Raw genomic sequence first — 24,160 nt, 5'->3', positions numbered from 1 at the left:
TATGGCGGGCAGGACCGCCGCGCAGGACTGGCCGGGGCGCGGCTTGATCTGGGTGATTCCTTTTGCGGTTGCCCGGAACGGGCGCGGTCCGCATAGCGATGGCATGGACGCGAACACGACGACTCTGATCATGACCATTCTCAGCCGGGCGCCGCAATGGATCAGGCACGACCTGCTGTCGAAGGATGCGGGCGTCAAGCAACGGGCGGAGGAAACGCTGGCCGCCATGATCGCCAATGCCCTCGCCACGGGAACCGACGAGTCCACGGCGAGTTAGGGACCGAGTTCCTTCAGGCAAGGCTCCAGCAATGACATGCCGCTCCTTTTTCGGCGCCCTCATGCCGGCGGCGGCCCTATGGGCGGCCGCCGCGACCCCGGCGCCAGCCGGCGCGCAGGGACCGGCCACCGACATGGAGGTGCGGTGCGCCGCCGGACGGCGCTTTTTCCTCCGCGCCGATGCAGACCGCGCCACGATCGTCTGGAAGGACGGACAACTCACGCTGGAACGCGGGGCATTGCCGTTGGGCCTATATTATCGCAGCCCCAGGGCGGCGCTCATCATCGACGGCGACTATGTTTCTTTCGTGCCCAGGGGCGACCGGAACTGGCGCGACTGCCGCCTCCTGCCCCGGACCGATGCCGTGGAGCGCAACTGATCATCCCGGCGGGGCAATCCGCCGTTTACAATCCGCATTCCTTTGCGCAAATAGCGCTAACATCCTCCTGAAACGGGTTCGCTGACATGGCCGACGAAGACAAGAACGACATCACCGCCCTCACCGTCCAGTTGCTCAGCGCCTATGTTTCCAGGAACAGCGTGCCGAGCGACAGCCTGGCCGACCTGATCAGGACGACCCGCGCGGCGCTGACGGAAAATGCCGCCGCGGCCGTTGCGGAACCCGCCGCCGAAACCTTCACGCCGGCGGTTTCGGTGCGCAGGAGCCTCGCCTCGCCCGATCGCATCCTCAGCCTGATCGACGGCAGGCCCTACAAGACCCTGAAGCGCCATCTGGCCGCTCACGGCCTGACGCCGGAACAATATCGGGAACGCTACAAGCTGCCCAGCAGCTATCCGCTGGTGGCGCAAAGCTATTCGGAGGCGCGCCGCGCCGTGGCGGAAAAGGCGGGACTGGGCAAGAAGCCGGTCGCCGCCGCAAGCCCGACCGCCGCGCCGCAGGCCAAGGTGGCGGCGCCCAAGGCACCCGAAAAGGCCGCGGCTCCTAAGAAGGACAAGGCGAAGGACGCGCCCGCCCCCATCATATCGAACCGCGGCAATCGCGCCGCGACGTCGGCCTCCGCCAAAAAGGCGCCCGCGCAGGAAAAGGCCCCGGTGAAGAAGGCCGCGCCCAAGGCCAATGGAACCGCCAGGCCCAAATCGCCCAAGGCGGCATTGCAGGCGGCCGGTTCGCATCTGGGCGGCGGGGAAAAGGCCCCCGAAGCCGCGACCGCCAAATCCTGATCATGGGCGGGAAGCGAGCGACCGCGGCCCCGCTTCCCATCCCGGCGGTTCCGGCGCCGGATTCGATGAGGCGCGGGTGAAGCGCCAGCGGTCCGGCTCGCTCTCCCCGGCGTCGAAGCGATAACCGTCGCTGTCGAAACCGCGCATCGCCTCGACATCGGTTATGTGATGTTCGCACATCCATCGGGCCATCATGCCGCGCGCCCGCTTGGCGTTGAAGCTGACGAAACGCGGTCCGTTGGGGCCGGGTTCGCGAAAATCGACGTCGATGACGCGGATGCCCGCCAGCTTGCCTTCCACGGCCGCGAAATATTCCTGGCTGGCAAGGTTGAGGATCACGCCCGACCCTTCCTGCGCGACCTGCCCGCGCAACAGGGCGGCGATGCGATCGCCCCACCAGTCGGTCAGCTTGCTGTGGCGCGGCGCCCAGCGCGTTCCCATCTCCAGCCGATAGGGCCGGATCGCATCCAGCGGCCGCAACAGGCCATAAAGGCCCGACAGCATCCGGACATGGTCCTGGGCGAAGGCGATGCCCGCTTCGTCCAGCGTCTGCGCTTCGAAACCGGCATAGACGTCGCCGGCGAAGGCGAACAGGGCCTGCCGCTCCGGCAGGTGGGGAAAATCGCGAAAGCGGTCCGCATTGAGCTTCGCCAGGCGCGGCGAGATATGCATCAGCTCCGACAGCCGCTTCTGCGACAGGTTCGCCGCCGATCTCGCCAGGCTATGCGCCTCTTCAAGGAAATGCGGCGCCGTGACCGGAAGGGGCGGCGGCGCGCTTTCGAAATCAAGCGTCTTGGCGGGGGATAGCAGCACGATCATCGCAGCCTCCGTAGCGGCCGCCCGCCCCTGCGTCAAAAGCCTGCGCCATCATGTCCCGTGCGCCGCCGCCGCCGGGAAGTGGCCTAGGGCGTGTGGGGATTCAGCCCATGGCGGGCTGCAAATAGCGGCTTTCTGCGCTTCCGGTGCTCACGTACTGAAGTACGCTGCGCGCCAGTTCTCGAAATCCACTATTTTCGCCTCGCCCTGAACTGAATCCCCACATGATCGGCCCCCACCGAGTGGTCCGGCTTGATTGTTAGTGCATTGTTGCCTCCGGCGCCATGGTTGGCCGCAGGTGGAGCGAAGCGGAACCGGAGGGCGACCATGGCGCCGTCGCCGTTTCCGGAGCCGGCGGCCGATAGCCCAGCGAGCTATGCGGCCTGACAGTGTTGTAGTGCCGTCGCCAGGCTTCGATCAGGATGCGGGCTTCGGCCAGCGTATAGAAGATCTCACCATTGAGCAGCTCGTCGCGCATCGATCCGTTGAAGGACTCGCAGTAGCCGTTCTCCCATGGGCTGCCAGGGGTGATGTAGAGCGTCTTCACGCCGATCCTGGCCAGCCACTGCTGGACGGCCGTGGCGATAAATTCGGGGCCATTGTCCGACCGTATGTGCGCCGGCGGGCCGCGAGTGACGAACAGCTCGGCCAGGGCCGCCAGTACGTCCTCGCTCCTGAGCCGCCGTGCCACCGGCAGGGCCAGGCACTCCCGGCTGGCCTCGTCGATGATCGACAGGATGCGGAACTTGCGGCCATCGTGGGTGCGACCCTCGACGAAGTCGTAGGACCACACGTGCCCCGGATACTCAGGTCGCAGCCGGATGCACGATCCGTCGTTGAGCCACAGCCGTGAGCGCTTCGGCTGCTTCTGCGGCACTTTGAGCCCCTCGCGCCGCCAGATACGCTCGACCCGCTTGCGGTTCACGTGCCAGCCGGCATCGCGCAGCAAGGCCGTCACCCGACGATAGCCGTAACGGCCATATTGTCGGGCGAGCGCGATGATGTCCTCGGTGAGAGCTGCTTCGTCGTCCGCCCCGCGGGCTGCCTTGCGCTGTGTCGATCGATGCTGCCCGAGTACGCGGCAGACCCGCCGCTCGGACACCGGCATCATCCCTCGGATGTGATCGATACAGCGCCTTCGGCGCGCGGGGCTCAGTAGTTTCCCCGGGCTGCCTCCTGCAGGATCAGCTTGTCGAGCGTCAGGTCCGATACCGCCTGCCGCAGCCGGGCGTTCTCGCGCTCCAGGTCCTTCATCCGCCGCGCCTGATCCATCTTCAGACCGCCGTATTCCTTGCGCCAGCGATAGTAGCTTTGTTCGGTAATGCCGATCCGGCGGCAGGCGTCGGCCACCGTCCCGCCCTGCGCCAACACGATCTCTGCCTCACGTAGCTTGCCGATGATCTCCTCCGGCTTGCGCTTCCGAGCCATTCCATTCCTCCTTCGTGGTCCAAACTATGATAGTCGATGGACCACTCAGAAGGGGGCAGATCAATCGGCGGATCTCACTTCACCTTGGCGAGCGCGGCGGTCATCCGCTTGGCGGCAAAGGGCGGCAGCTTCACCGCCCTGGCGGCGGCGAGGTCCGCCGGGGCGACCTTGCCCACCTGCACCAGCGCGACCATGCCCATCGAATAATGCGGCATGCACTTGATCCCGTAGAGGCCGGGCTTGGTGACGGTCAGCACCGCCTCCTTGTTCATCGCGCCCTTCATCGGGGTCGCGCCGGCGGGCAGCATGGTCGCCATGGTTTCGGCATTATGGCTGGGATGGGTCGGCTGGAAACGGATGGTGTCGCCCACCGCCGCCTTCACGAAGGACGGCTCGAACACCATGGCGCCCTCCGCGCCCTGGTTCTTCATGTGGACGATGATCTCCCTGGCCTGCGCCGAAAGCGGCGCCAGCGTCAGGAGCGCGGCGGCGGCAAGGCCGCCCAGGGTGATGCGAATCTCGGTCAAGGCTCTCTCCCATGCAAACATGCTTGGGCGAGAGATGACGCAGCGCGGCGGACCCCCGCAATGGGCCATTGGTCCTAGGATGCGTGGGCACATGCAGGACTCGCCCGACTGGGCGATTTGGGTGGCTAGCCGTCATTCCCCCTCCCGCAGGCGGGAGGGGGTCAGGGGGTGGGCTGGCGCGACATAAGCGGCTATTCCCATCGGCTAAGCCGGAAGCTCCCCCGGATCAAGTCCGGGGTCGCGCCCACCCCTGGCCCCTCCCGCCTGCGGCAGGGGAAGGTCTAGGATCGACCATTCCCGGCATTTCGAATTCGTCCGCACGCCCCCTAAGGCGCCAAGCCCCCCTCCGGCGTCACCTGGACCAGCGGCCGCCCCAGGTCGCGCCAGCCGTCCGTCCCCTCCGCCAGCCACCAGACATTGCGATGCCCCATGGCGCGCAGCCGCCGCGCCGCGTTCCAGCTCATCCAGCAATCGGATCGGCAGAAGACGACCAGCATCCGATCCCGCCGTCCGCCGGTCAGCCGGTGCACGGCGCCTGCGAACCAGGCCGCGATCCCCGGCGCAAGCACGCCCCGCCCCGCTTCGGGAAACCAGCGCGCGCCCGGAATGCTCTCATGCGGCGCCGCCAGCCGCCAGCGCCCGTCGGCCTCCCGATGCCCGCCCTCGGCCGGCAGGACGTCCAGGAACAGCGCATCCCGGCCCGGCCGCAGGGCCGCCGCGGCGGACGGCGCGATCCGCCCGACCCCGTCGGGCGGACGGGAAACGGGCGCGCGATAGGCGGCGATCCGATAGCCGTCAGGCCCGAACAGCGGTTCCGCCGCCACGGGCGCCGCGCAAAGCAGCAAGGCTCCGGCCCAGATCGTCCTTCTCATTCCGCCTCCCTCCCCATCCGACCCAAGGGCCAATGGTAGCGCATCGCGCCCGGCTGTAGACCTGCACCAAGGGAGAAGGACGTGAAAAGGCGAAGCTGCGCAGCCATGACCCTGGCCCTGCTCGCGCTGGCGGCGCGGGCGGGCGCATCCGTGCCCGCCGACCCGCTGGGTTCGCCGATGTGGGAAGCCCATGCGAAGCTGCTGTTCGGCGACGATCCGGTCCGCTTCGATCCGCGGGTGAAGGTCGGCTTCCCTGAGATCGCGGAGAACCAGCGCAGCTTCCCCGTCGCCATCGACGCCCGCGCCATCGCCGGCGTCCGGCGCATCGTCCTGCTGGCTGACCTCAATCCCATCCCCATCGCCATCGACTATCGCCCGACGGACGGCGAAGCCTATCTCGCCACCCGCATCAAGCTGGACCAGCGCACCCCGGTGCGCGGCGCGGTGCAGTTGGCGAGCGGCGAATGGCTGGTGTCGGGCGGCTGGATCGACGCGGCCGGCGGCGGCTGCTCGACGCCCCCGGTCAGCCGCGTCAAGGGCGACTGGGCGCAGCATCTGGGGGAAATCAGGGGCGAGGCCTGGCCCGTCGCGGGGCCGGTTCCCGCCAGCCGCCTGCGCCTCAATTTCCGCCACCCGATGGACACCGGACTGGTCGACGCCATTCCCACCTATCATCTGGAGCGACTGACCGTCAGCGACGCCGCCGGTCGCGAACTGGGCCGGATGGAAATCTGGGCCTCGGTCGCGGAAGATCCCGCCATCACCCTGATTCCCCACGCGGCGGCGGGCGACGTGCTGGCCGTCGATGCCCGCGACACCAATGGACGCGATTATCGCGCGACGCTGTCCGTCGCGCGCCAGTCGCCCCTGCCGCGATGATGCTGACCCGGCGCAGGCTGATCGCGGGGAGCATGGCGCTGGCCGCCCTGCCCGCACAGGCGCGGGGCAGCTATGCGATTGCCCCCATCGCGGTCGCGGACGGCATCTGGATGATCCACGGCGCGGACGCGCCCATAGGGCCGGCCAATGGCGGCGCCATCGCCAATATCGCCATCATCGCCACGCCCACCGGCACGGTGCTGTGCGACTGCGGCCCGTCTCTCGCCTATGGACAGGCGTTGCGCAAGGTGGCGGAGGGACTGACCGGCCAGCCGGTGGTCCGCGTCTATGTGACCCATCTGCATCCCGATCACGGCATGGGCATCGCCGCCTTCGATCCCCAAATCGTCGCCGCCCTGCCCGGCACGATCGAAGCGCTGGCGCGGGAGGGGCGCGGCTATTCGGACGCCATGTACCGGCTGCTGAACGACTGGATGCGCGGCACCGAACTGGTCCTGCCGGGCCGGCCGATCACCGCCGGACGGGAGGAGTTCGGCGGGCGCGGGCTGCGGCTGCTGGCGCTTTCGGGCCATAGCGGCGCGGACCTGGCGCTGCTGGACGAACGCAGCGGCCTGCTGATCGGCGGCGACCTCGTCTTCCACGACCGCGCGCCCAGCACGCCGACCGCCGACCTCCCCGGCTGGCGCGCCAGTCTCGACCGGCTGGCGCAGGAACCGCATGGCGGCCTGGTCCCCGGTCACGGCCCGTTCGATCCGGGCGGCCGGGCCGCCATCGCCCAGACCCGCGACTGGATCGACTGGCTGGAGGATGCGCTGACGCAGGCGGTGCAATCGGGCCTCGACATGGTGGAGGCGGGCGAACTGCCGATCCCGCCGCGCTTCGCGACCATGGCGGCGGCGCGTTATGAAGTGCAGCGTAGCGTCTCGCACCTCTATCCGGGGCTGGAGGCGCGGCTTCTGCCCCGCATCGACCGCCCCGACTAGCACCATTTGCAGGCCGTCAGGGCTGAATGTCGATCCGTCCTAGAACCGCGCCTTCACCCCCGCATACCAGCGGCGCGGCGCGCCCGGTCCATAGGCGCGGGGATCGGAAGCGTCCGGCGCCTGCGCCATCTCCACCTCCCCGACGTCGGTGAACGTGCCGAAGGTCGCATATCTGCGGTCCAGCGCGTTGCGCAACTCGCCGAACAGCGTCACCCCCGGCACGATGTCGATCCCGGCGCGCAAGTTGACCAGCGCATAGCCCTTCAGCCGCGGCTGGTCATTGCCCTCGTCGCCCACCAGATATTGCCCCGTCCGCGCTATCAGGTCGCCGCCGACCGACCAGCCGCGCCCGGCATAGTCCAGCGACAGCGTCGCGCTGTGGCGCGGAATGCCGGGCAGCCTGTCCCCCGGCCGGACAAGGATCACGCCGTCCTCGTCCGCCGCCGGATTGGCGGGGCTGGAAAGCGCCAAATCGTGCCGGTAGGTCGCATCGGTGAAGGCATAGCTGAACGCCCCGGAAAGGCCGCCGCGCATCGCCTTCAGGGTGAATTCCACGCCCTGCCGCCGGGTCGCGCCGATATTGCGGAACCAGGCGCGCCCCCGGATGTCGGACGCGACAAACTGAATGTCGTCGCGGTTGCGCGTGCGATAGGCGGACAACAGCCATTCCAGCCGGAACCCGCCCCATCGGCCCTGTCCGCCCGCGCCCGCTTCCCAGCTTTTGGCGACGACCTGCTTCAACGGCGGATCGGCGATGAAGAAATTGGCGAGGCTGCACGGCGCATTTTCGTCGGCGCAGGACAGTTCGGCGGGCGTCGGGGCGCGATTGCTCTGCGCATAGCCGACCCGCAGGTTCAGCCCCTGCGACAGCCGATAGTCGAACTCCAGGCCGGGGTTCAGCCGCCTGAACCGATGATCGCCGTTCAGCGCCGTGCCGATCCGGTCGCGCATCGCGATGGAGACATGATTGTAGCGCAGCCCGATTTCCGCCGACAGCCGGTCGGTCAGCGGCAGCCGGTCCTGCGCGAACAGCCCCCAATAGCTGGCATGGGCGACCAGGCCCACCGGCCCGATCGCGCCGTCCGCCTGGACGATGGCCGGCCCCAGCCCCTCCACGCCGCGATCCTCCGTCAGCGCGCCCAGTTCGGTCGCCGCGCCGAAAAGGCTGCGGCTCGTGTCATGGCTCAAGCCGACGGCAAGGTGATTGCGCCCGCCCATTAACGGCCGCTCGTCGATGATCTGGACCAGCGCGCCCATCGCCCGGCTGTCGAGCCTTCCCCGATTGAGCACGCCATAGCCCTCGCCGCCCAGCACATCGGCGATCGCGCGGCCGTCGGCATCGGTCAGCAACGCCTCGTCCGCCCCCTCGACGGTCTCCAGGCAGAGCAGCCCGTCCTCGCACCCCTCTATGTCGGCGGCGTCGCCGTTCACCGTGCGCAGCTTCAACTGCTGGGCATAGAGCGTGCCCTCGATCCGCGTCCCCTCCCCCAGCGCGACCCAGGGATGCAGGCTGACCCGGCCATAGCGCGCCCTGGTATTGTCCGGCCAGGTGAAGACCGCGCGCCGGTCCGCCGCCAGCAGTTCGACCGGCGCGACGCCATTGCCGGTCAGGTCCGTGTCGGCGCCGATCCACTTCAGATGCAGCCCGCCCGTCGCCGTGTCGAAACCCAGATCGGCATAGCCATTGTAGAGCGTGGAGGGCGAATGGTCGCGCCAGCCATCCTCATGGCTGTACTGGAACGCGCCGAAGGCGCTGAAATCGCCCTTCCGGAGGCCGCCCGCCACGCTCGCCTCCCGCGAACCGAAGCGGCCGCCGGTCAGGCTTGCCTCCAACCCCGGATCACTGGTCCCGGTCTTGGTGTCGATCACCATCGCCCCGCCCAGCGCGTTCAGGCCATAGACGGCGCTGCTGTCGAACAGGGTGACGCTGCGGATCGCCGCCTCCGGCAACAGGTCGAAGGCGACCGTGTCGCCAAAGGGCTGGTTGAAGCGCGCCCCGTCGAGATAGACCGCCAGCCCCTGCGCCTGCCCCTGAAGCGGCGAGGCGGTGAAGCCGCGATAGACCAGATTGGGCTGCCACGGATTGCCCTGCGCGTCCTGCAGGGTGACGCCGGCGATGGACCGGGTGAGCGCGCCCAGCAGGTCGGGCGTCCCCGCGCGACCGATGTCCGCGCCGGTCAGGCGCAGCGCATCGTCCGCGTCGATCGCGCCGCCGGGCGCGGTGACGACGATCGGCTGCCGCTCCGCCTCGACGGCGTCGGCATTGTCCGCCCATGCGCTCTGGACGGATGCCTGCCCCGCCAGAATCGCCAACGCCGTGCCGGCCAGCCACATGCCCTTCCTCATCCCTGCGCCTCTTCTTCTTTGTTCCTCGACGGCCAGGCCATTGTCCAGCCATGAAAAAAATGGGGCCGCACCCCTGTTAGGATGCGGCCCCGCCCCGTGACATTGTTCCTTCGGTCGGGATCAGAAGAACAGGATGGCCCCCGCCGCGATGGCGTCGGAACTCGCCTGGTTGCCGTTATGCGCTTCCGACTTGGTGTGGACATATTCGCCGAGCAGCGTGACCCAGCTCGTCAGGCCATAGCGGACCTGCCCGACCCAACTGGAATTCTTGTCCACCAGCGTCGGGTTCGCCAGCGCGTCGGCGGCATTGGCATAGTCGAGATTGCTCTCGCCATAGCTGCCCCCGACAGAGAATTTCCCGAAGCTCGCCAGCCCTTGCAGATAGAATCCATGGCTGTCGCGCTTGTTGCCCAGGCCATCGGTGTCGAACAGGTTGAGCGCCGTCGTGCCGAGGCCCGACGCGTCATAATAGGTGCCGACCAGCGTCAGCGGACCCACCGTCACCTTCGCGCCCGCGTCCCAGCCCCAGCCGGTATAGTCCGGCCCGGCGATCACGTCATGCTTCTGCCGGATGCCCGCCGCCCACAGGCGGGTGGCCACGCCGCCCAGCTTGCCGTCATAGACCAGCTTGCCCTGGAAGCCCGGCTCCTTGTTCGACTCCGCCGGTCCGGTCAGCGACGACAGCGGCTCGAAAATGCCGATGCTGGCCGTGAAGCCGCTGAAGCTGGGCGTGGTATAGGTGATCTGCGGCTGGAAATCGGTGTAGATATAGCCGACGCCGATCCGCCCCAGCGTGGTGTTGGACGGCGCGACATTGCCCGCCGGCGTGCCCGACGACAGCAGGGTGATGTCGTTCAATATCTGCTCGGAGGCGAACAGGCCGATGTCGCGGCCGATCTTCACCTCGCCGAAACCGGGCCGGCCGAAGGTCAGGTAGGTCTGGCGGAAATCGATGCCCGCCGTCTGCAGCCCGCGCGGATTGCCGGGGCTGTTCGCGCCGCCGCCCGCCGCATAGTTGACCGAATTGATGCCGGGATACATGCCGAAATGCGCGCCCACATCCCATCCGCCCTGGTTGGTCATGACCTCCACCTTCAGGAATCCGGGCAGCAGGCCGTTGCGGATGGCGGAACTGTTGCCGCCCACCGTCGCCACGCCGCCGACCACGCTGTTGGTGGCGCTGGGCGCCTCGCCATCGTCATGGACGTAGAAGCCGTTGACCGATCCGGAGAATTTGAGCGTGATGTCGCCCATTTCGAAGCCGACGCCGCTGTCGGTCATGCGGACGGTCCGCCCGCCGCCCGACGCGTCCGGCGTCACCGGCGGCGCGGCCGGCGCGGCGGCCGCCTCCGCGCTCTCATTCTTCAGCAGTTCCTGATATTCCTCGTCAGAGAGGATACCCTTTTCATGCAGCCGCTTCAGCAGGTCGGCGGTGGTCCCGGCCATGGCCGGCGTGGCAGTCGCGCAAAGCAGCCCCATGGCCGCGCTCGCGAGGAGCAGCGTCCTTTTCATAACATCCTCCCTCTTTGTGCCGGTCAATGCCCCCGGCAGAAGAGAGAGTGAAACGCTTGGGCCGCAGCGGAAATTGGACTTAGGGCCTCCTCCCTTGGAAGGAGGAGGGGGAGCGTCGGCCCGACCCATGATCGACCGGACGCACTGACCGCTCTGGGGGGGGAGCGGCCATTCCCCTATTCGTCACCGCTCCCCCTATTCGTCACCCCGGACTTGATCCGGGGTGACGGAAAACTGATGACCGCAACTGACCAGTTCCAGACCCTTCCGAATCTATCCCCGCATCCCGGCGCCGTCGCCTCTCACCGAACCGCCACGATCCCCCACGGCGCCGCGCCCACCGGGATCGTTCCCGTGACCTCGCCCTTGGCCAGATCGATCACGCTCACATTGTCCGAAAGGCCATTGGCCGCATAGGCCCGCGCCCCGTCGCCGCTGACGGCGACATGCCATACCCGCCTGCCCACCGGCACATAGGCGCGCACCTTGCGGCTCGCCACGTCCACCAGCGCGACATGGTCCGCCCGCCCCAGCGCCACCACCGCCGTCCTGCCGTCGGGCGTGAAGCGGATGCCGCAGGGCAATATGCGATGGTCCGCCACGCCCGGAATGGCGAAATGCAGCGTCTCCACCACCTTGCGGGAGGCAGCATCGACGATCTGCACCGTCCCGCCCACCTCCGCCGCGACCCACAGCTGCGCGCCGTCGCCGGTGAACTCCACGTGCCGCGGGCGCAGGTCCACGGGCGTCGCGTCGACCATCTCCCGCTTCGCCACGTCCACCCAGTTGACGACATTCTCCTCCTCCGAAGTCACCGCGACCCACCGGCCGTCGGGACTTTGCGCCACGCCTTCAGGCTCGCCGCCGACGCCGACCTGAAAGGCGACGGTCCGGTTCGCAAGGTCGATGGCGGTCAGCGCGGCATCGTCCTCATTGGCGACGAACAGCGTCCCGCCATCGCGCGAGAGGAAGAACTGCTCCGGATCCTCGCCGGACGGCAGTTCCGCCACGACCTTTCCCGTGGCGCGCTCGATCACCTGCACGGCATGGTCGGTCGACGCGCAGAGATAGATATATTTCCCGTCCTTCGACGCGGTGATCCCGCGAGGGCGGCCGCCCACGGCCCAGGTCGCCACCACCTTCGCGCTGGCCGCATCGATCACGCTGACGCTGTTGCCCCGCTCGTTGGAGACATAGAGCGTCTCCGCCTGCGCGCTCGCCGCCTGGGCGATCACGGGAGCCAGCATCAACCCCGCCAGAAAGATGCGCTTCACAATCCTCTCCCAACCTGCAGCCTGTTCCTGCGCATGATTATAGCGCGCGCCCCTCGACCGGGATTGTACCAACGGCCAATAGGGCGTCAAAGCCCGCTGCCCTACACTCGCCCCAATCATATCGGGTGAGGATTTCGAGCATGAATCTGGGACGCATCTCGCTGCTGGGCGCCATGGCCATATTGGGCGCGACCACGGCAACCGGCCTGATGGCGCACGGCAATGTGACGCCGCAGGCGGTCGACACCTCCGCCCTGCCGGACATCGGCGAGGAATGGCTGGCGAAGAACCCCTATAGCGGCAATGCCAAGGCCATAGAGATCGGCCAGTCCGCCTATGGCCAGAATTGCGCCCGCTGCCACGGGCTGGACGCGGAAAGCGGCGGCATCGCGCCCGACCTGCGCTATCTGGAACAGGGCGAATCGGGCGACCAGTGGTTCGTGGAGCGCTTCCGCCACGGCTCCAGCCATGATGGAAAGGTCTATATGCCGCCCTTCGGCGACGTGCTGGGCCAGAAGGCCGGCTGGGCGATCCGCGCCTGGCTAGAAACCAAGTTCCAGGGCTGAGGGCATGATCGACCGGCGAAGCCTGCTGGGCGGCGCGGGCGCGGCACTGGCGCTGGGGCTGCTGCCGGGGACGACCCAGGCGGCGCCGCTGGGCAAGGTCAGGGAACTGGGCGTGCTGCGGGTGGTGGTCTACAAGGACAACCGCCCCTGGTCGTGGGAGGAAGGCGGCAAGCTCGCCGGGCTGGACGTCGACCTGGCCGGCGCCATCGCCCGGAAGCTGGGCGTGCGCGCCGACGTCGCACAGCTTGTCGCGGACGAAAGCGTGGACGACGACCTGCGCCATGGCGTGTGGAAGGGCGGCCTGCTGGGCTTCGCGCCGGGCGACCTGATGCTGCACGTTCCCTTCGACCGGACCTTCGCCGCCCGCAACGACCAGGTGGCGATCGTCGCGCCCTATTATCGCGAGAGCTTCCGCTTCGCCGGCATGCGCAACGCCATCGACCTGGAGGCGCCGCCCACCGGATGGCGCGGGCACAGGCTGGCGGCCGAACTCGACTCCATTCCCGACTTCTACCTGATCGGCTCCTTCGGCGGCATATTGGCGAAGGACGTGGCGCATTATCCCAGCGGCGCCGAAGCCGTCGCGGCCGTGGCGGCGGGCAAGGCGGACGCCGTGCTCGCCAGCCGCGCCCAGATCGAGGAAGGGCTGCACCGGGGCGGGTCGCTGACGGTGCGCAAGGGGCCTTTGCCCGCCTTCACCTCGCCCGGCTGGGACATCGGCATGGCGGTCAGGGAAAACAGCCGCACATTGGGCGATGCGGTGGAGGAGATCGTCTCCGCCATGGCCGCAAGCGGCGAGATGAAGGCGCTGTTCGCAACCTATGGCGTCGAGTGGACCCCTGCGCTCGCGGCCGGATGACCATTCCCCCTCCCGCGGGGGAGGGAGGGACGCGCCCGACCCAAGGTCCAATTGCTGCGCAGCATGGGTGCAATAATCTTCAAAGGGTGGGGGCGCCAATCACGCCCTTTCAACAGAGGGAGGATGGAATGAAAGGACGTTTGACGCGAGCCCTGTCCGGCGCCGCGATCCTGGGCATGGCGGCCACCGCCGCGCCGTTGCTGGCCGAAGGGCCGACCGATGCGGACCTGATGAACGACGCGGCGACGCCCGGCGACGTCCTGACATACGGCATGGGACCCAAGGCGCAGCGCTTCAGCCCGTTGAAGGCGATCAACGCCTCCAACGTCGCGAAGCTGGTTCCCGCCTTCTCCTCCTCGCTCGGCGGGGAAAAGCAGCGCGGGCAGGAAGCGCAGCCCATCGTCTATGACGGCACCATCTACGTCACCGGCAGCTATTCGCGCCTGTTCGCCTTCGACGCCCGCACCGGGGAGGAGAAGTGGCAATATGACGCCCGCCTGCCCGAAGGGATCATGCCCTGCTGCGACGTGGTGAACCGCGGCGCGGCCATCCATGGCGACAAGATCATCTTCGCCACGCTGGACGCGCACATGGTCGCGCTCAATCGCCACACCGGCAAGGTCATCTGGAACAAGCAGATCGCGGATTATCAGGCCGGCTATTCGGCCACCGCCGCGCCGATGGTGGTGAAGGGCAAGGTGATCTACGGCAATTCGGGCGGCGAATTCGGCATCGTCGGCGCGGTGGAAGCGCGCGACGTCAACACCGGCGAGCTGGTCTGGCGCCGCCCGACGATCGAGGGGCACATGGGCACCCTCAACGGCAAGGACAACGGCCTCACCGGCAAGACCAACGCAAGCTGGACCGGCGACCTGTGGAAGACCGGCGGCGGCGCGACCTGGCTGGGCGGCACCTATGACCCGGAAACCGACCTGCTGTTCTTCGGCACCGGCAACCCCGCGCCCTGGAACAGCCATTTGCGCAAGGGCGACAATCTCTACACCAGTTCGACCCTCGCCATCGATCCCGACACCGGCGTCATCAAATGGCATTACCAGACGACCCCGCATGACGGCTGGGACTTCGACGGCGTCAACGAATTCATCCCCTTCGACGCCACCGTCAACGGCAAGCCGATGAAGCTGGGCGCGAAGGCCGACCGCAACGGCTATTTCTTCGTGCTGGACCGCACCAACGGCAAGTTCATCAGCGCCAGCAAGTTCGTCATGCAGACGACCTGGGCCAACGGCTTCGACAAGAACGGCCGGCCCAATTACAACGACGCCAACCGCCCCGGCGCGCCGGGCGAGACGGCCAAGGGATCGTCGGTCTTCGCCAGCCCCAGCTTCCTGGGGGGAAAGAACTGGATGCCCATGGCCTACAGCCAGGACACCGGCCTTTTCTACATTCCGTCCAACGACTGGGGCATGGACATCTGGAACGAGCCGATCGCCTACAAGAAGGGGGCGGCCTATCTGGGCGCGGGCTTCACCATCAAGCCCATTGCGGAGGATCATATCGGCGCGCTGCGCGCCATGGACCCGAAGACCGGCAAGATCGTCTGGGAATATAAGAACAAGGCGCCGCTCTGGGGCGGCGTGCTCTCGACGGCGGGCAACCTGGTCTTCACCGGCACGCCGGAGGGGTATCTCAAGGCCTTCGACGCGAAGACCGGCCAGGAATTGTGGAAGTTCCAGACCGGCTCGGGCGTGGTGGGCAGCCCCGTCACCTGGGAACAGGATGGCGAGCAATATGTGGCGGTGATGTCCGGCTGGGGCGGCGCGGTGCCGCTGTGGGGCGGCGAAGTCGCCAAGAGCTTCAAGGACATCAACCAGGGCGGCGCGCTCTGGGTGTTCAAGCTGCCCGGATAAGAGGACAAGAACGATGATCGTCATGGGACGCGGCAACCACATGCACTCCATCCCGGCAATTCCGCCCGGCGCGATGCGGCTTGCCACGGCCCATGACTTGTCCGATGATCCGGGTCGAGGGGTGGGGCGGTATATGGGTGGCGAGGCAATCATGGAGCGGGTGCTGATCGTCGACGATCATCCCCTCGTGCGCGACGGGCTGCGCAGCGTGATCGCGATCAGCTTCGACAATATCGAGATATTCGAGGCGGCGACGCTCGACGAGGCCGTCTCGCTGCTGGAGAAGCAGGATAATTTCGACCTCATCCTGCTCGACCTCAACATTCCCGACGTCCGCCGCCTCGATGGCCTCAAACTGCTGCGGGATCGTTTCCCGATCCTGCCCGTGGTGATGGTGTCGGGCGCCTTCGACCGCGCCATCGTGCAGGAGGCGCTGGCCGCCGGCGCGGCGGGCTTCATTCCTAAGTCGCTGAAGCGCAGCGCCATCGTCGATGCGCTCCATCGGGTGGTGTCGGGCGAAATCTACCTGCCCGAAGCCATGGGCGAGAGCGTCGCCCCGACGGCGGAGGAGGATGAGATCGCCCGCCGCATCGACAGCCTGACGCCGCAGCAGAAGACGGTGCTGGCGCATCTGGTGCGCGGGCGGCTGAACAAGCAGATCGCGCATGACCTGGGCGTGTCGATGACCACGATCAAGGCGCATGTCTCCGCCATCCTCCAGAAGCTGGGCGTGCTCAGCCGCACCCAGGCGGTGATCAAGGCCAATCAGGTGCATTTCCGCGCCGATTGAGCCTCTCCTTCGCAGCGCGGCCCGGCGATCGATCGACTCGCTTGGAATTTGCTGCATGACAGGTAAGGAATCTTGCGGCTCCCTCGTTGGTGAAGGCACCTGCTGCTGGAGGCTGCATGAGCACATCTTCATCTGTCACGGTCCGGAACGCGACGGCCGGGGACGCGGCCGCCATCGCCGCCATCTACGCGCACCACGTCCTGCACGGCACGGCCAGCTACGAACTCGTGCCGCCGACCGTCGCGGAGACCGTGGCCAAGATCGGGCGCGTGACCGGCCGGGGCTGGCCCTTCCTGGTGGCGTGCGACGGCGCGGAGGTGGTCGGCTATTGCTATGCGACGCAGTTCCGCGACCGGCCCGCTTATGCCCATGCCTGCGAAAACAGCATCTACGTCGCGCACGACCGGCGCGGCGGCGGCATCGGCCGGGCGCTGCTGGAAGCGCTGCTGGACGCGGCGGAGGCCTTTGGCTTCCGCCAGATGGTGGCGGTGATCGGCGGCGGCGAACCCGCCTCGGTCGCGCTCCACGCCGCCTGCGGCTTCCGGCAGGCGGGCCGGCTCACCGGCATGGGCTGGAAGGCGGGCCGCTGGCTCGACACCGTCTACATGCAGATCGCGCTGGGCGGCGGCAATGCCACCGCGCCCGACGCCGCCCGGCCCTGACCGCGGCCGGCAATGGGCAGCAGGGGCGATTGGCTATCGGCCGCAAATCTGCTATTCCTGACCCACTGACGGCATGGCCAGACCCGCCGCCCGCCCTTGTGTCGGCAACCCCTTCCGGCACCGCGCACGACGCCCGCCTGACCATGCCTTCGGGCACAGGGCGATGGAGGATGTCATGGCGATTTCCCAGAGATTGCGCGGCTATATGGACCGTTGCGGCACGCGCTTCGACGAATGGCCGCACGAACATTCCAGCGAAATGGCGCGGGCGGCCCAGGCGGCGCATGTCCCTGGCCGTCAGGTGGCCAAGGCCGTGCTGGTGCAGGCGGGCGACGAATATATGCTGGCCGTCCTCCCCTCCTCCAAGCATGTGAGCTTCAACTTCCTGCAGCAATGGCTGGCCCGCGACGTCTCGCTGGCGGAGGAACATACGACAGCCGCGCTGTTCCCCGACTGCGAACTGGGCGCGATCCCGCCGGTGGGCGCGGCCTATGGGCTGAAGACGATCATCGACGACGACATGCTGATGGATCAGGATGTCTGGTTCGAGGGCGGCGACCACCACACGCTGGTGCACATGAATGCGGAGAATTGGCGGCGGCTGCAAAAGGGCGCCGGCCATTTCGCGTTCAGCATCTAGGCGATGATATTCCCCTCGCGGGCGGGCGGGCTCAGGGGGCGGGCGCGAGCGCAGCGAGCTTGCGTCCTCCGGGCGGAGAGCGAACGCCGCCGGCGCGGCTCCCTCTCATGCAATAAATTCAACACTGTCATCGGAAAAATAACATGGCCTTCGCAGTTCCCCCCTGGCGGGGCATGGCCTAGAATCCCGGTCCCGGAGAAGCTGAAAGGAATCGTGCAATGGACGCAAAGACGAGCAATGATCCGCTGTCCTGTCCCGTGAAGGAACCCGCCGCGCTGCGATCCCTGCTGGGGCGCACCAACCGCGACTGGTGGCCGAACCAGCTTTCGCTCGACATCCTTCAGCAGAACGGCCTGTCGGGCAATCCGCTGGGCGACGATTTCGATTATGCGGCGGCCTTCAAGACGCTGGATTATCAGGCGGTGAAGCGCGATCTGACCGCGCTCATGACCGACAGCCAGCCCTGGTGGCCGGCGGATTACGGTCATTACGGCCCCTTCTTCATCCGCATGGCCTGGCATTCGGCGGGCACCTATCGCACCGGCGACGGGCGCGGCGGCGCTTCCTCCGGATCGCAGCGTTTCGCCCCGCTCAACAGCTGGCCGGACAATGCCAATCTCGACAAGGCGCGCCGCCTGCTCTGGCCGATCAAGCAGAAATATGGCCAGAAGCTGAGCTGGGCGGACCTGATGATCCTGGCGGGCAATGTCGCCATCGAATCGATGGGCGGCCCGGTCTTCGGCTTCGGCGGCGGCCGCGCCGACGTGTTCGAGCCGGAAAAGGACGTCTATTGGGGCACGGAGGAATTCTGGGTCGGCCAGGAGGGCAATGAAACCCGCATCCAGCCCGAAAAGAACATGGTCCTCGAAAGCCCGCTGGCCGCGATCCAGATGGGCCTCATCTACGTCAATCCGGAGGGGCCGGGCGGCAATCCCGATCCGCTGCAATCGGCGCGCGACATTCGCGAGACCTTCCTGCGCATGGGCATGAACGATGAGGAGACGGTCGCGCTCACCGCGGGCGGCCACACCTTCGGCAAGGCGCATGGCGCGGGCGACGCGTCGAAGGTCGGCAAGGAACCCGAAGGCGCCGACATCGCGCAGCAGGGCCTTGGCTGGCAGAGCGGCTATGAAAGCGGCATTGGCGACCACACCATCACCAGCGGCATCGAAGGCCCTTGGACGCCGACGCCCCGCACCTGGGACCACAGCTTCTTCCACATGCTGCTCGATTATGAATATGAGCTGGTGCGAAGCCCGGCGGGCGCCAAGCAGTGGCAGCCCGTCAACCAGAAGCCGGAGGACATGGCCCCCGGCGCGCACAGCCCCGACAGGCGCGTGCCGACGATGATGACGACCGCCGACATGGCGTTCAAGATGGACCCGGAATATCGGAAAATCTCCGAACGATTCCGCAACGATCCCGCCGCGTTCGAGGACGCCTTCGCCCGCGCCTGGTTCAAGCTGTGCCACCGCGACATGGGGCCGAAGGCGCGCTATCTGGGGCCTGAGGTTCCGGCCGAAGACCTGATCTGGCAGGATCCGATCCCGGCGGTAGACCATCCCCTGGTCGACGCGGCGGACATCGCTTCGCTCAAGCAGAAGATATTGGCGTCGGGCCTCAGCGTCGCGGAACTGGTGACGACCGCCTGGGCCTCCGCCTCCACCTATCGCGGGTCGGACCATCGCGGCGGCGCCAATGGCGGGCGCATCCGGCTGGCTCCGCAAAAGGACTGGGACGTCAACCAGCCGGAGCAGCTTGGCCGCGTCCTGTCGGCATTGGAGAAGATCAAGGCCGAATTCGACAGCGCGGGCGCGAAGAAGATCTCGCTCGCCGACCTCATCGTGCTGGCCGGATCGGCGGCCATCGAAAAGGCGGCCAAGGATGGCGGGCGCAACATAGAGGCGCCCTTCACCCCCGGCCGCGCCGACGCCTCGCAGGAACAGACGGACGTGCAGAATTTCGAGGTGCTGGAGCCGAAGGTCGACGGCTTCCGCAACTATCTGCCCGTGCCGTTCAGCGTGCCGGTCGAGGAACTGCTGATCGACCGCGCCCAGTTGCTTACCCTCAGCGCCCCCGAAATGACGGTGCTGGTCGGCGGCCTGCGCGTATTGGGCGCCAATCATGGCGGGTCGAGCCATGGCGTGTTCACCGACCGCCCCGGAACGCTCAGCAACGACTTCTTCGTCAACCTGCTCGACATGGGCACGGCGTGGAAGGAGGTGGAGGGTCAGAAGGACATCTTCACCGGCACCTGCCGCAGGTCCAATGAACAGAAATGGACCGGCACGCGCGTAGACCTGGTGTTCGGGTCGAACGCGCAACTGCGCGCCCTGTCGGAGGTCTATGCCTCCGCCGACGCGGGCGACAAGTTCGTGAACGACTTTGTCGCCGCCTGGACCAAGGTGATGAACGCCGACCGCTTCGACCTGGCGGCCTGAAGATGGCAAGGCCGCTCCTCCGGGGAGCGGCCTTTCCCTGTCACGTATCGCCGCCTGAACTACGTCTTTCCGCTCAATTGAGCTTGCCCGGCTTTCATGCGACATTGGCTCCCGCACCGATGCGGAGACTCGCCGTGCACGATTATCTGAAGGACGCCGCCGATGCTGCCAAGCTGACGGACGAGCAGCTCCTCGCCATCCTCCGCAGGATCGGCGATCCCAAGCATCCGACCGGGTTCGAACAGGCGGTGCTGGACGAAATGGAAAGGCGGCATCTGCGCCCTTCCTGATTCCCTCCCCCGCCTATTTCAGCATCGTCCGCAGCAACGCCCGCAACTGCGCGGGCTTGACCGGCTTGCCCAGCAGCGCGATGCCCCAGCCGTCCATCCGCGCCTTCAACGCCTCGCCCCGGTCGGCGGAGATCATCACGGAGGGCACCGCCCGCCCGAAATGGCCATGCAGCCGTTCGATCACCGCATCCCCCGTCTCGCCGTCGTCCAGATGATAGTCGACCAGTATGACGTCGGGCGCCTCGCCATCGGCGAAGGCCGCCACCGCCTCCTCGAATCCCGCGGCGGTCGCCACCGTGCAGCCCCAGCCGCCCAGCAATGTCGACATGCCGGTCTGGATCGCGCGTTCATTGTCGACCACCAGCACCTTCAGCCCGCGCATCGAACGGTCGCTGCGCGGCGCGCTGCCGCCCTCCCCTTCCTCCACCACCGCTTCGCCCCGCGGCACGCGGATGGAGAAGGTCGCGCCCTGCCCCGGCGCGGATTCCAGCGACACCTCGTGGCGCAGCATGTCGCTCGCCCGGCGGACGATGGCCAGGCCCAGCCCCTTGCCGCCCGCCCCCCTGCCTCCCCGCGTGTCGAGACGGCGAAACTCCTCGAAGATCAGTTGCTGCTTGTCGGGCGGGATGCCGGGGCCGCTGTCCGCGACGCTCAGCCTGATCCCCTCCCCTTCCGCCACGCAGGCGACGCGCACCGACCCGCGCTGGGTATAGCGCAGCGCGTTGGACAGGAAATTCTGCAATATCCGCCGCAGCAACCGGATGTCGGACCGGACCCAGACCGGAGCCGTCTCCACCGTCAGCGCCAGCCCCGCCGATCGCGCCATCGGCGCGAATTCCGTCCTCAGCGTGTCGAGCAGCCGGTCGATGCGGAAATCGCTGATCTCCGGCTGGATCGCCCCCGCGTCCAGCCGGCTGATCTCCAGCAGCGCCTCCAGCAGGTCCTCGACCGAATCCAGCGCGGTAGAGGTCTGGTTGACCAGCGCCCGCGTCGGCAGCGCCAGCCGCCGGTCGCCCAGCGCCGCGACGAACAGCCGCGCCGCGTTCAACGGCTGCAACAGATCGTGGCTGGCCGCCGCCAGGAAGCTGGTCTTGGACAGGTTCGCCTTTTCCGCCGCCGTCTTGGCGTCCATCAACTGCGCCTCGATCTCCCGCCGCTCGGCCACTTCGGCCTCCAGTTCCGACGTGCGTTCCGCCACCCGCCGCTCCAGCGTTTCCGCCGTTTCGCGCAGCGCCGCCTGCGCCCGCAGCATGTCGGTGACGTCGGTGAAGCCGATCACTTGCCCGCCCCGTTCCATGGCGTTGCTGCGGATCTCGAAACTGCGCGCCCCGGCATGGACCAGCTCGCTGCGATGGCGCGCCCCACCCCGATCCAGGCAGCCCCTGTCGTCCATGCCCAAGGTGCCCCGGCACCAGTCCAGCAGCGCGGCATGGGTTCCCCCCTCCTGCGCCCAGTCCTCCGGCAGTTCCAGCAGCCGCCTGATCGGCGCAGAGCGACAGCCTACCTCTGACTGCCGCCAATCTTTGCAACAGAGCCTGTTCTTCGTGCCGATCACGGGACTCGCCATTGCGACAGTCAATCCCGATGAGACGGCGAACGCTGCTGGCATGTCCAACTTCCTAAGAACGCTGGCCGGTGCGTTCGCAACATCGCTTGTCCAGACCCGCTGGGCCAACGCGACGCGAGAAAACCAGACCGAACTGGCCGGCGCCATGCACCAGGGACAATCGACCCTGGATGGCATGATCGCGGGCGGCGCATCCCCGGAATCGGCGAGGGTCATGCTGACCAATATCGTCGAAGGGCAAAGCGTCATGCTGGCAACCCTCAATACGTTCGCGGCGATTGTAATGTGCTTCGCCGTCGCTGCCGCCCTCATCTGGCTTGCGCCCAAGCCCAAGGGACCGATCGATACCAACGCGGGTCACTGACAGGGGCCAGGAGGAATTCGGTTTGTGAAATGGAAGAAACCTATGTCGAATAAGGAGGGAGCGGCGATCCGTCCGGTCGCGCAAAGCTCCAGGCGTGCGGAGCGGAAGGAAGAGCGGCGGCGCCTGCTTATCGCCGCAGCCCGCTCGGTCTTTCACGAAAAGGGATTCGCCGCAGCCACCATCGACGACATCATGGCTCGCACCGGTGGGTCGCGCGGAACGCTCTATGGCCATTTCGACGGCAAGCTCGCTCTTTTCGAGGCGATTGTCGAGGAAGAGGCCGAGCGCTTCGCGCAGGCCGTCACCGAAACCATCGCGCCCGCCGCCAGCGGCGATCTCGATGCCATGGCGGAACGGTTGATCGCCGTCGCCACCAGCGAGGAAACGATCGATCTGTTGCGGATGGTGATTGCCGAGCGGCAGCATTATCCGGGTATCGGGGAAATCTATCGCCAGATCGTACCCAGGATCCAGGCATGGATGCGCCGTATGTTCCGTGAACAGACTGGTGCCTCGTTCTGCCGTGACGAAGCCGCGTCGGATTTTCTGGCGGACATGTTCCTCGCCATCGTTCTGGCCGACACACAAATGGGTATCCTGACCGGAATAACCGGCGACCGGCTCGACAAGACGCATCTTATTCGAACGCGCCAGCGTCTCAAGGCCTTGCTCGCCCTGCGAGATCATTTGGGCGCGGACAGGCTGTCCGAGCTCGCCGCTCTCGCGCAACAGGACATTGAAGATGGCCGATGAATGCATCGCGGACTGGGAAGTAATCTCCGCCCGCATCCATGATCTTTGGGTGGACCGCCTCGACAACTATGATCGCGCGATGCGGGGCGATCTTCATGATATCGGCATTCTTGTCCGCGACGAGTTTGCCCTTGGTGATCGGAAGGCCGAACAGGCCATCACCCGATGGACAGCGGAAAATCGGCCCCGATCCCTGCTCAACGCGCAATGGCAGCGCTTTCGCACGGCGATGCAGGATCGGTGGGAGCCTCAAACGCCATTCGATCCGGACAACCGCGATGACCTGAATGCCGCGCGCAATCTCGTGATCCACGATATCGACGAGTTGCTCAACCGGATGATCGAACACTATCGTCTCACCGAGACCACCGCCGCTGTCCAGGTCAATGACTGGCTCAATCTCGTTCGCGTCCTCACCGAGAACCAGCCTCGCAAACGCCTCTCGCCGCGCTGGACCCGTTCCCCGCAATGAATGAAATCAAGGAGCCTGTGATGAATATTTCCGAAACCGTGCCGATGGAACGGCGCAGAGCCATTGTTGTGGGCGCCGCCGGCGGGATCGGCAGTGACATATGCCGGCGCATGGCGCTGGAAGGGTATCGCGTCGTCGTTGCAGACTATAATGAAGACCGAGCCCGTGAAGTCTTGCGCACTTTGGCGGGCGAGGGCCACGACGTAAGCGTGTTCGATGTCACAAAAGATAGGGCGGTGGATGCCGCATTCGATAGCATCGAGGCGGATGGGCCGGCCAGCGTGCTGGTGGTGGCGTCCGGCGGCGCTCCCGTGAACCCGGATAATCCTCATCCCAATATTGCGACGACGGCCACCGAGGACTGGAACCGGGGTATCGCTCTGAACCTCAGCGGGGTTTTCTTCTGTATTCGCAAATTTGCCCAGTTGCGTCTGGCCCGCCCTCTTGAGCACAGCCGGATCATAACGATGACCTCGGGAACCGGCCAGCTTGCGGTAAGCCCGGCCAACCCCGCCTATGTGGCGTCAAAGGCCGCGCTGATCGGCCTCACCCGTCAGGTCGCCTACGATCTGGCTCACGCCAACATCACCGTCAACACCATCGCTCCAGGCGTGGTCGGAACACCGGAATTCTACCGCAATACGAGCGAAGAATTCAGGGCACAAACCGCGCGATCTGCATTGCTCAACCGTTTGGGGACGCCCGAGGAAGTCGGCTTTGGCGTCGTGTTCCTGGCATCGCCGCAGGCGTCCTACATCACTGGAACCACGCTGGATATCAATGGCGGCGCACACATGCACTGAAGCGCCCGGCGGCGATCATTGCTGC

General features: G+C 66.9%; 24 protein-coding genes and 1 pseudogene. 17 read left to right on the top strand and 8 right to left on the bottom strand.

Going from position 1 to position 24,160, the window contains the following annotated elements:
• Window position 1 precedes the first annotated feature (1 nt).
• The 3 genes from K663_RS19600 (at window position 2) to K663_RS19590 (ending at window position 1,459) form a co-directional block, all read left to right on the top strand.
• Window positions 2-277: a hypothetical protein gene (locus tag K663_RS19600; RefSeq protein ID WP_062121701.1), complete on the top strand. Its 276-nt coding sequence runs from the start codon at window positions 2-4 to the stop codon at window positions 275-277.
• 31 nt (window positions 278-308) lie between these two features.
• The gene (locus tag K663_RS19595; protein WP_020819501.1) at window positions 309-656 is read left to right on the top strand and encodes a hypothetical protein; all 348 of its coding nucleotides are present in this window, start codon (window positions 309-311) and stop codon (window positions 654-656) included.
• A gap of 86 nt (window positions 657-742) precedes the next feature.
• On the top strand, window positions 743-1,459 hold the full coding sequence (locus tag K663_RS19590; RefSeq protein ID WP_062121700.1) for a MucR family transcriptional regulator: 717 nt from the start codon (window positions 743-745) through the stop codon (window positions 1,457-1,459).
• Here the strand turns inward: K663_RS19590 and yaaA are convergent, their stop codons facing one another.
• From yaaA to K663_RS19565, 4 genes are all read right to left on the bottom strand, one after another.
• Window positions 1,460-2,278, bottom strand: coding sequence for a peroxide stress protein YaaA (gene yaaA / locus K663_RS19585; RefSeq protein WP_235589618.1), 819 nt, complete (start codon window positions 2,276-2,278; stop codon window positions 1,460-1,462).
• 256 nt (window positions 2,279-2,534) lie between these two features.
• Window positions 2,535-3,703 (bottom strand): IS3 family transposase gene (locus K663_RS19580; protein WP_145902386.1). Its coding sequence is split into 2 segments (ribosomal slippage): window positions 2,535-3,436 and window positions 3,436-3,703, totalling 1,170 coding nucleotides; the frame shifts between segments, so codons are not numbered across the junction.
• Window positions 3,704-3,777: 74 nt separating this feature from the next.
• Entirely contained in the window at window positions 3,778-4,251 is a 474-nt protein-coding gene (locus K663_RS19570; RefSeq protein WP_380764594.1) for a pseudoazurin, read from the bottom strand.
• A gap of 305 nt (window positions 4,252-4,556) precedes the next feature.
• Window positions 4,557-5,102, bottom strand: a complete 546-nt coding sequence (locus K663_RS19565; protein ID WP_062121698.1) for a rhodanese-like domain-containing protein — start codon at window positions 5,100-5,102, stop codon at window positions 4,557-4,559.
• A gap of 105 nt (window positions 5,103-5,207) precedes the next feature.
• Between K663_RS19565 and K663_RS19560 the strand changes: the two genes are divergently transcribed.
• Both K663_RS19560 and K663_RS19555 read left to right on the top strand, forming a co-directional pair.
• Window positions 5,208-5,981: a quinoprotein dehydrogenase-associated SoxYZ-like carrier gene (locus K663_RS19560; RefSeq protein WP_007684536.1), complete on the top strand. Its 774-nt coding sequence runs from the start codon at window positions 5,208-5,210 to the stop codon at window positions 5,979-5,981.
• Entirely contained in the window at window positions 5,978-6,925 is a 948-nt protein-coding gene (locus K663_RS19555; RefSeq protein WP_062121697.1) for a quinoprotein relay system zinc metallohydrolase 1, read from the top strand. Before K663_RS19560 ends, K663_RS19555 begins: the two co-directional genes overlap by 4 nt.
• Window positions 6,926-6,964: 39 nt before the next feature.
• Here the strand turns inward: K663_RS19555 and K663_RS19550 are convergent, their stop codons facing one another.
• The 3 genes from K663_RS19550 to K663_RS19540 all read right to left on the bottom strand — a co-directional run bounded on the left by K663_RS19550 (window position 6,965) and on the right by K663_RS19540 (window position 12,030).
• Window positions 6,965-9,271 carry a TonB-dependent receptor gene (locus K663_RS19550; RefSeq protein WP_062121696.1) on the bottom strand — a complete coding sequence of 769 codons (2,307 nt, stop codon included), beginning with the start codon at window positions 9,269-9,271 and terminating at the stop codon, window positions 6,965-6,967.
• A gap of 120 nt (window positions 9,272-9,391) precedes the next feature.
• On the bottom strand, window positions 9,392-10,783 hold the full coding sequence (locus K663_RS19545; protein ID WP_020821247.1) for a porin: 1,392 nt from the start codon (window positions 10,781-10,783) through the stop codon (window positions 9,392-9,394).
• A 302-nt stretch (window positions 10,784-11,085) separates the two neighbouring features.
• Window positions 11,086-12,030 (bottom strand): PQQ-dependent catabolism-associated beta-propeller protein, encoded by a 945-nt coding sequence (locus K663_RS19540; protein ID WP_443019037.1) that lies wholly within the window; start codon window positions 12,028-12,030, stop codon window positions 11,086-11,088.
• Window positions 12,031-12,197: 167 nt separating this feature from the next.
• Between K663_RS19540 and pedF the strand changes: the two genes are divergently transcribed.
• From pedF to K663_RS24715, 8 genes are all read left to right on the top strand, one after another.
• Entirely contained in the window at window positions 12,198-12,623 is a 426-nt protein-coding gene (gene pedF, locus K663_RS19535; protein ID WP_007684526.1) for a cytochrome c-550 PedF, read from the top strand.
• Window positions 12,624-12,627: 4 nt separating this feature from the next.
• Window positions 12,628-13,482 (top strand): substrate-binding periplasmic protein, encoded by an 855-nt coding sequence (locus tag K663_RS19530; RefSeq protein ID WP_037509225.1) that lies wholly within the window; start codon window positions 12,628-12,630, stop codon window positions 13,480-13,482.
• A gap of 128 nt (window positions 13,483-13,610) precedes the next feature.
• Complete coding sequence (locus tag K663_RS19525; protein ID WP_062121695.1) at window positions 13,611-15,353, top strand: methanol/ethanol family PQQ-dependent dehydrogenase; 1,743 nt, start codon at window positions 13,611-13,613, stop codon at window positions 15,351-15,353.
• Between the two features lie 13 nt (window positions 15,354-15,366).
• Window positions 15,367-16,143 carry a response regulator gene (locus K663_RS19520; protein ID WP_007684520.1) on the top strand — a complete coding sequence of 259 codons (777 nt, stop codon included), beginning with the start codon at window positions 15,367-15,369 and terminating at the stop codon, window positions 16,141-16,143.
• Between the two features lie 116 nt (window positions 16,144-16,259).
• Window positions 16,260-16,805 (top strand): GNAT family N-acetyltransferase, encoded by a 546-nt coding sequence (locus K663_RS19515; RefSeq protein ID WP_020819647.1) that lies wholly within the window; start codon window positions 16,260-16,262, stop codon window positions 16,803-16,805.
• A gap of 175 nt (window positions 16,806-16,980) precedes the next feature.
• Entirely contained in the window at window positions 16,981-17,445 is a 465-nt protein-coding gene (locus K663_RS19510; protein WP_007684517.1) for an aminoacyl-tRNA deacylase, read from the top strand.
• A gap of 218 nt (window positions 17,446-17,663) precedes the next feature.
• Window positions 17,664-19,886, top strand: a complete 2,223-nt coding sequence (katG, locus tag K663_RS19505) for a catalase/peroxidase HPI (protein ID WP_062121694.1) — start codon at window positions 17,664-17,666, stop codon at window positions 19,884-19,886.
• Between the two features lie 134 nt (window positions 19,887-20,020).
• Window positions 20,021-20,176 (top strand): hypothetical protein, encoded by a 156-nt coding sequence (locus K663_RS24715; RefSeq protein ID WP_007684514.1) that lies wholly within the window; start codon window positions 20,021-20,023, stop codon window positions 20,174-20,176.
• 13 nt (window positions 20,177-20,189) lie between these two features.
• On the opposite strand, the pseudogene K663_RS19500 reads toward K663_RS24715, so the two are convergent.
• A pseudogene (locus K663_RS19500) lies at window positions 20,190-21,659 on the bottom strand (NahK/ErcS family hybrid sensor histidine kinase/response regulator); the annotation flags it as partial.
• Window positions 21,660-21,720: 61 nt separating this feature from the next.
• On the opposite strand from K663_RS19500, the gene K663_RS19495 reads away from it, so the two are divergent.
• Genes K663_RS19495 through K663_RS19480 form a run of 4 tightly spaced genes read left to right on the top strand, consistent with a single transcriptional unit; the run spans window position 21,721 to window position 24,135 of the window.
• Window positions 21,721-22,107 (top strand): hypothetical protein, encoded by a 387-nt coding sequence (locus K663_RS19495; protein ID WP_062121693.1) that lies wholly within the window; start codon window positions 21,721-21,723, stop codon window positions 22,105-22,107.
• Between the two features lie 42 nt (window positions 22,108-22,149).
• Window positions 22,150-22,860, top strand: a complete 711-nt coding sequence (locus K663_RS19490) for a TetR/AcrR family transcriptional regulator (RefSeq protein ID WP_007686175.1) — start codon at window positions 22,150-22,152, stop codon at window positions 22,858-22,860.
• Window positions 22,850-23,332 carry a hypothetical protein gene (locus tag K663_RS19485; protein WP_007686174.1) on the top strand — a complete coding sequence of 161 codons (483 nt, stop codon included), beginning with the start codon at window positions 22,850-22,852 and terminating at the stop codon, window positions 23,330-23,332. The genes K663_RS19490 and K663_RS19485 overlap by 11 nt, the downstream gene beginning before the upstream one ends.
• On the top strand, window positions 23,329-24,135 hold the full coding sequence (locus K663_RS19480) for an SDR family NAD(P)-dependent oxidoreductase (protein WP_007686172.1): 807 nt from the start codon (window positions 23,329-23,331) through the stop codon (window positions 24,133-24,135). Before K663_RS19485 ends, K663_RS19480 begins: the two co-directional genes overlap by 4 nt.
• Window positions 24,136-24,160 lie beyond the last annotated feature (25 nt).

The sequence above is a fragment of the Sphingobium sp. MI1205 genome (assembly GCF_001563285.1).
In the GTDB taxonomy this organism is placed as follows: domain Bacteria; phylum Pseudomonadota; class Alphaproteobacteria; order Sphingomonadales; family Sphingomonadaceae; genus Sphingobium.
Note: the sequence above shows the minus strand (reverse complement) of the source record. Positions and strands in the feature narration are given on the sequence as shown.

Excerpts from the sequence above, each read along its gene's own strand:
- K663_RS19525 (WP_062121695.1), top strand. The coding sequence starts at position 13,611 with ATGAAAGGACGTTTGACGCGAGCCCTGTCCGGCGCCGCGATCCTGGGC.
- K663_RS19480 (WP_007686172.1), top strand. The coding sequence starts at position 23,329 with ATGAATGAAATCAAGGAGCCTGTGATGAATATTTCCGAAACCGTGCCG.
- K663_RS19555 (WP_062121697.1), top strand. The coding sequence starts at position 5,978 with ATGATGCTGACCCGGCGCAGGCTGATCGCGGGGAGCATGGCGCTGGCC.
- K663_RS19565 (WP_062121698.1), bottom strand. The coding sequence starts at position 5,102 with ATGAGAAGGACGATCTGGGCCGGAGCCTTGCTGCTTTGCGCGGCGCCC.
- K663_RS19570 (WP_380764594.1), bottom strand. The coding sequence starts at position 4,251 with ATGTTTGCATGGGAGAGAGCCTTGACCGAGATTCGCATCACCCTGGGC.
- K663_RS19600 (WP_062121701.1), top strand. The coding sequence starts at position 2 with ATGGCGGGCAGGACCGCCGCGCAGGACTGGCCGGGGCGCGGCTTGATC.
- K663_RS19595 (WP_020819501.1), top strand. The coding sequence starts at position 309 with ATGACATGCCGCTCCTTTTTCGGCGCCCTCATGCCGGCGGCGGCCCTA.
- K663_RS19510 (WP_007684517.1), top strand. The coding sequence starts at position 16,981 with ATGGCGATTTCCCAGAGATTGCGCGGCTATATGGACCGTTGCGGCACG.
- K663_RS19485 (WP_007686174.1), top strand. The coding sequence starts at position 22,850 with ATGGCCGATGAATGCATCGCGGACTGGGAAGTAATCTCCGCCCGCATC.
- K663_RS19530 (WP_037509225.1), top strand. The coding sequence starts at position 12,628 with ATGATCGACCGGCGAAGCCTGCTGGGCGGCGCGGGCGCGGCACTGGCG.
- katG (WP_062121694.1), top strand. The coding sequence starts at position 17,664 with ATGGACGCAAAGACGAGCAATGATCCGCTGTCCTGTCCCGTGAAGGAA.
- K663_RS19590 (WP_062121700.1), top strand. The coding sequence starts at position 743 with ATGGCCGACGAAGACAAGAACGACATCACCGCCCTCACCGTCCAGTTG.
- K663_RS19545 (WP_020821247.1), bottom strand. The coding sequence starts at position 10,783 with ATGAAAAGGACGCTGCTCCTCGCGAGCGCGGCCATGGGGCTGCTTTGC.
- K663_RS19560 (WP_007684536.1), top strand. The coding sequence starts at position 5,208 with ATGACCCTGGCCCTGCTCGCGCTGGCGGCGCGGGCGGGCGCATCCGTG.
- K663_RS19540 (WP_443019037.1), bottom strand. The coding sequence starts at position 12,030 with ATGCTGGCTCCCGTGATCGCCCAGGCGGCGAGCGCGCAGGCGGAGACG.
- yaaA (WP_235589618.1), bottom strand. The coding sequence starts at position 2,278 with ATGATCGTGCTGCTATCCCCCGCCAAGACGCTTGATTTCGAAAGCGCG.
- K663_RS19490 (WP_007686175.1), top strand. The coding sequence starts at position 22,150 with ATGTCGAATAAGGAGGGAGCGGCGATCCGTCCGGTCGCGCAAAGCTCC.
- pedF (WP_007684526.1), top strand. The coding sequence starts at position 12,198 with ATGAATCTGGGACGCATCTCGCTGCTGGGCGCCATGGCCATATTGGGC.
- K663_RS19520 (WP_007684520.1), top strand. The coding sequence starts at position 15,367 with ATGATCGTCATGGGACGCGGCAACCACATGCACTCCATCCCGGCAATT.
- K663_RS19550 (WP_062121696.1), bottom strand. The coding sequence starts at position 9,271 with ATGAGGAAGGGCATGTGGCTGGCCGGCACGGCGTTGGCGATTCTGGCG.
- K663_RS19515 (WP_020819647.1), top strand. The coding sequence starts at position 16,260 with ATGAGCACATCTTCATCTGTCACGGTCCGGAACGCGACGGCCGGGGAC.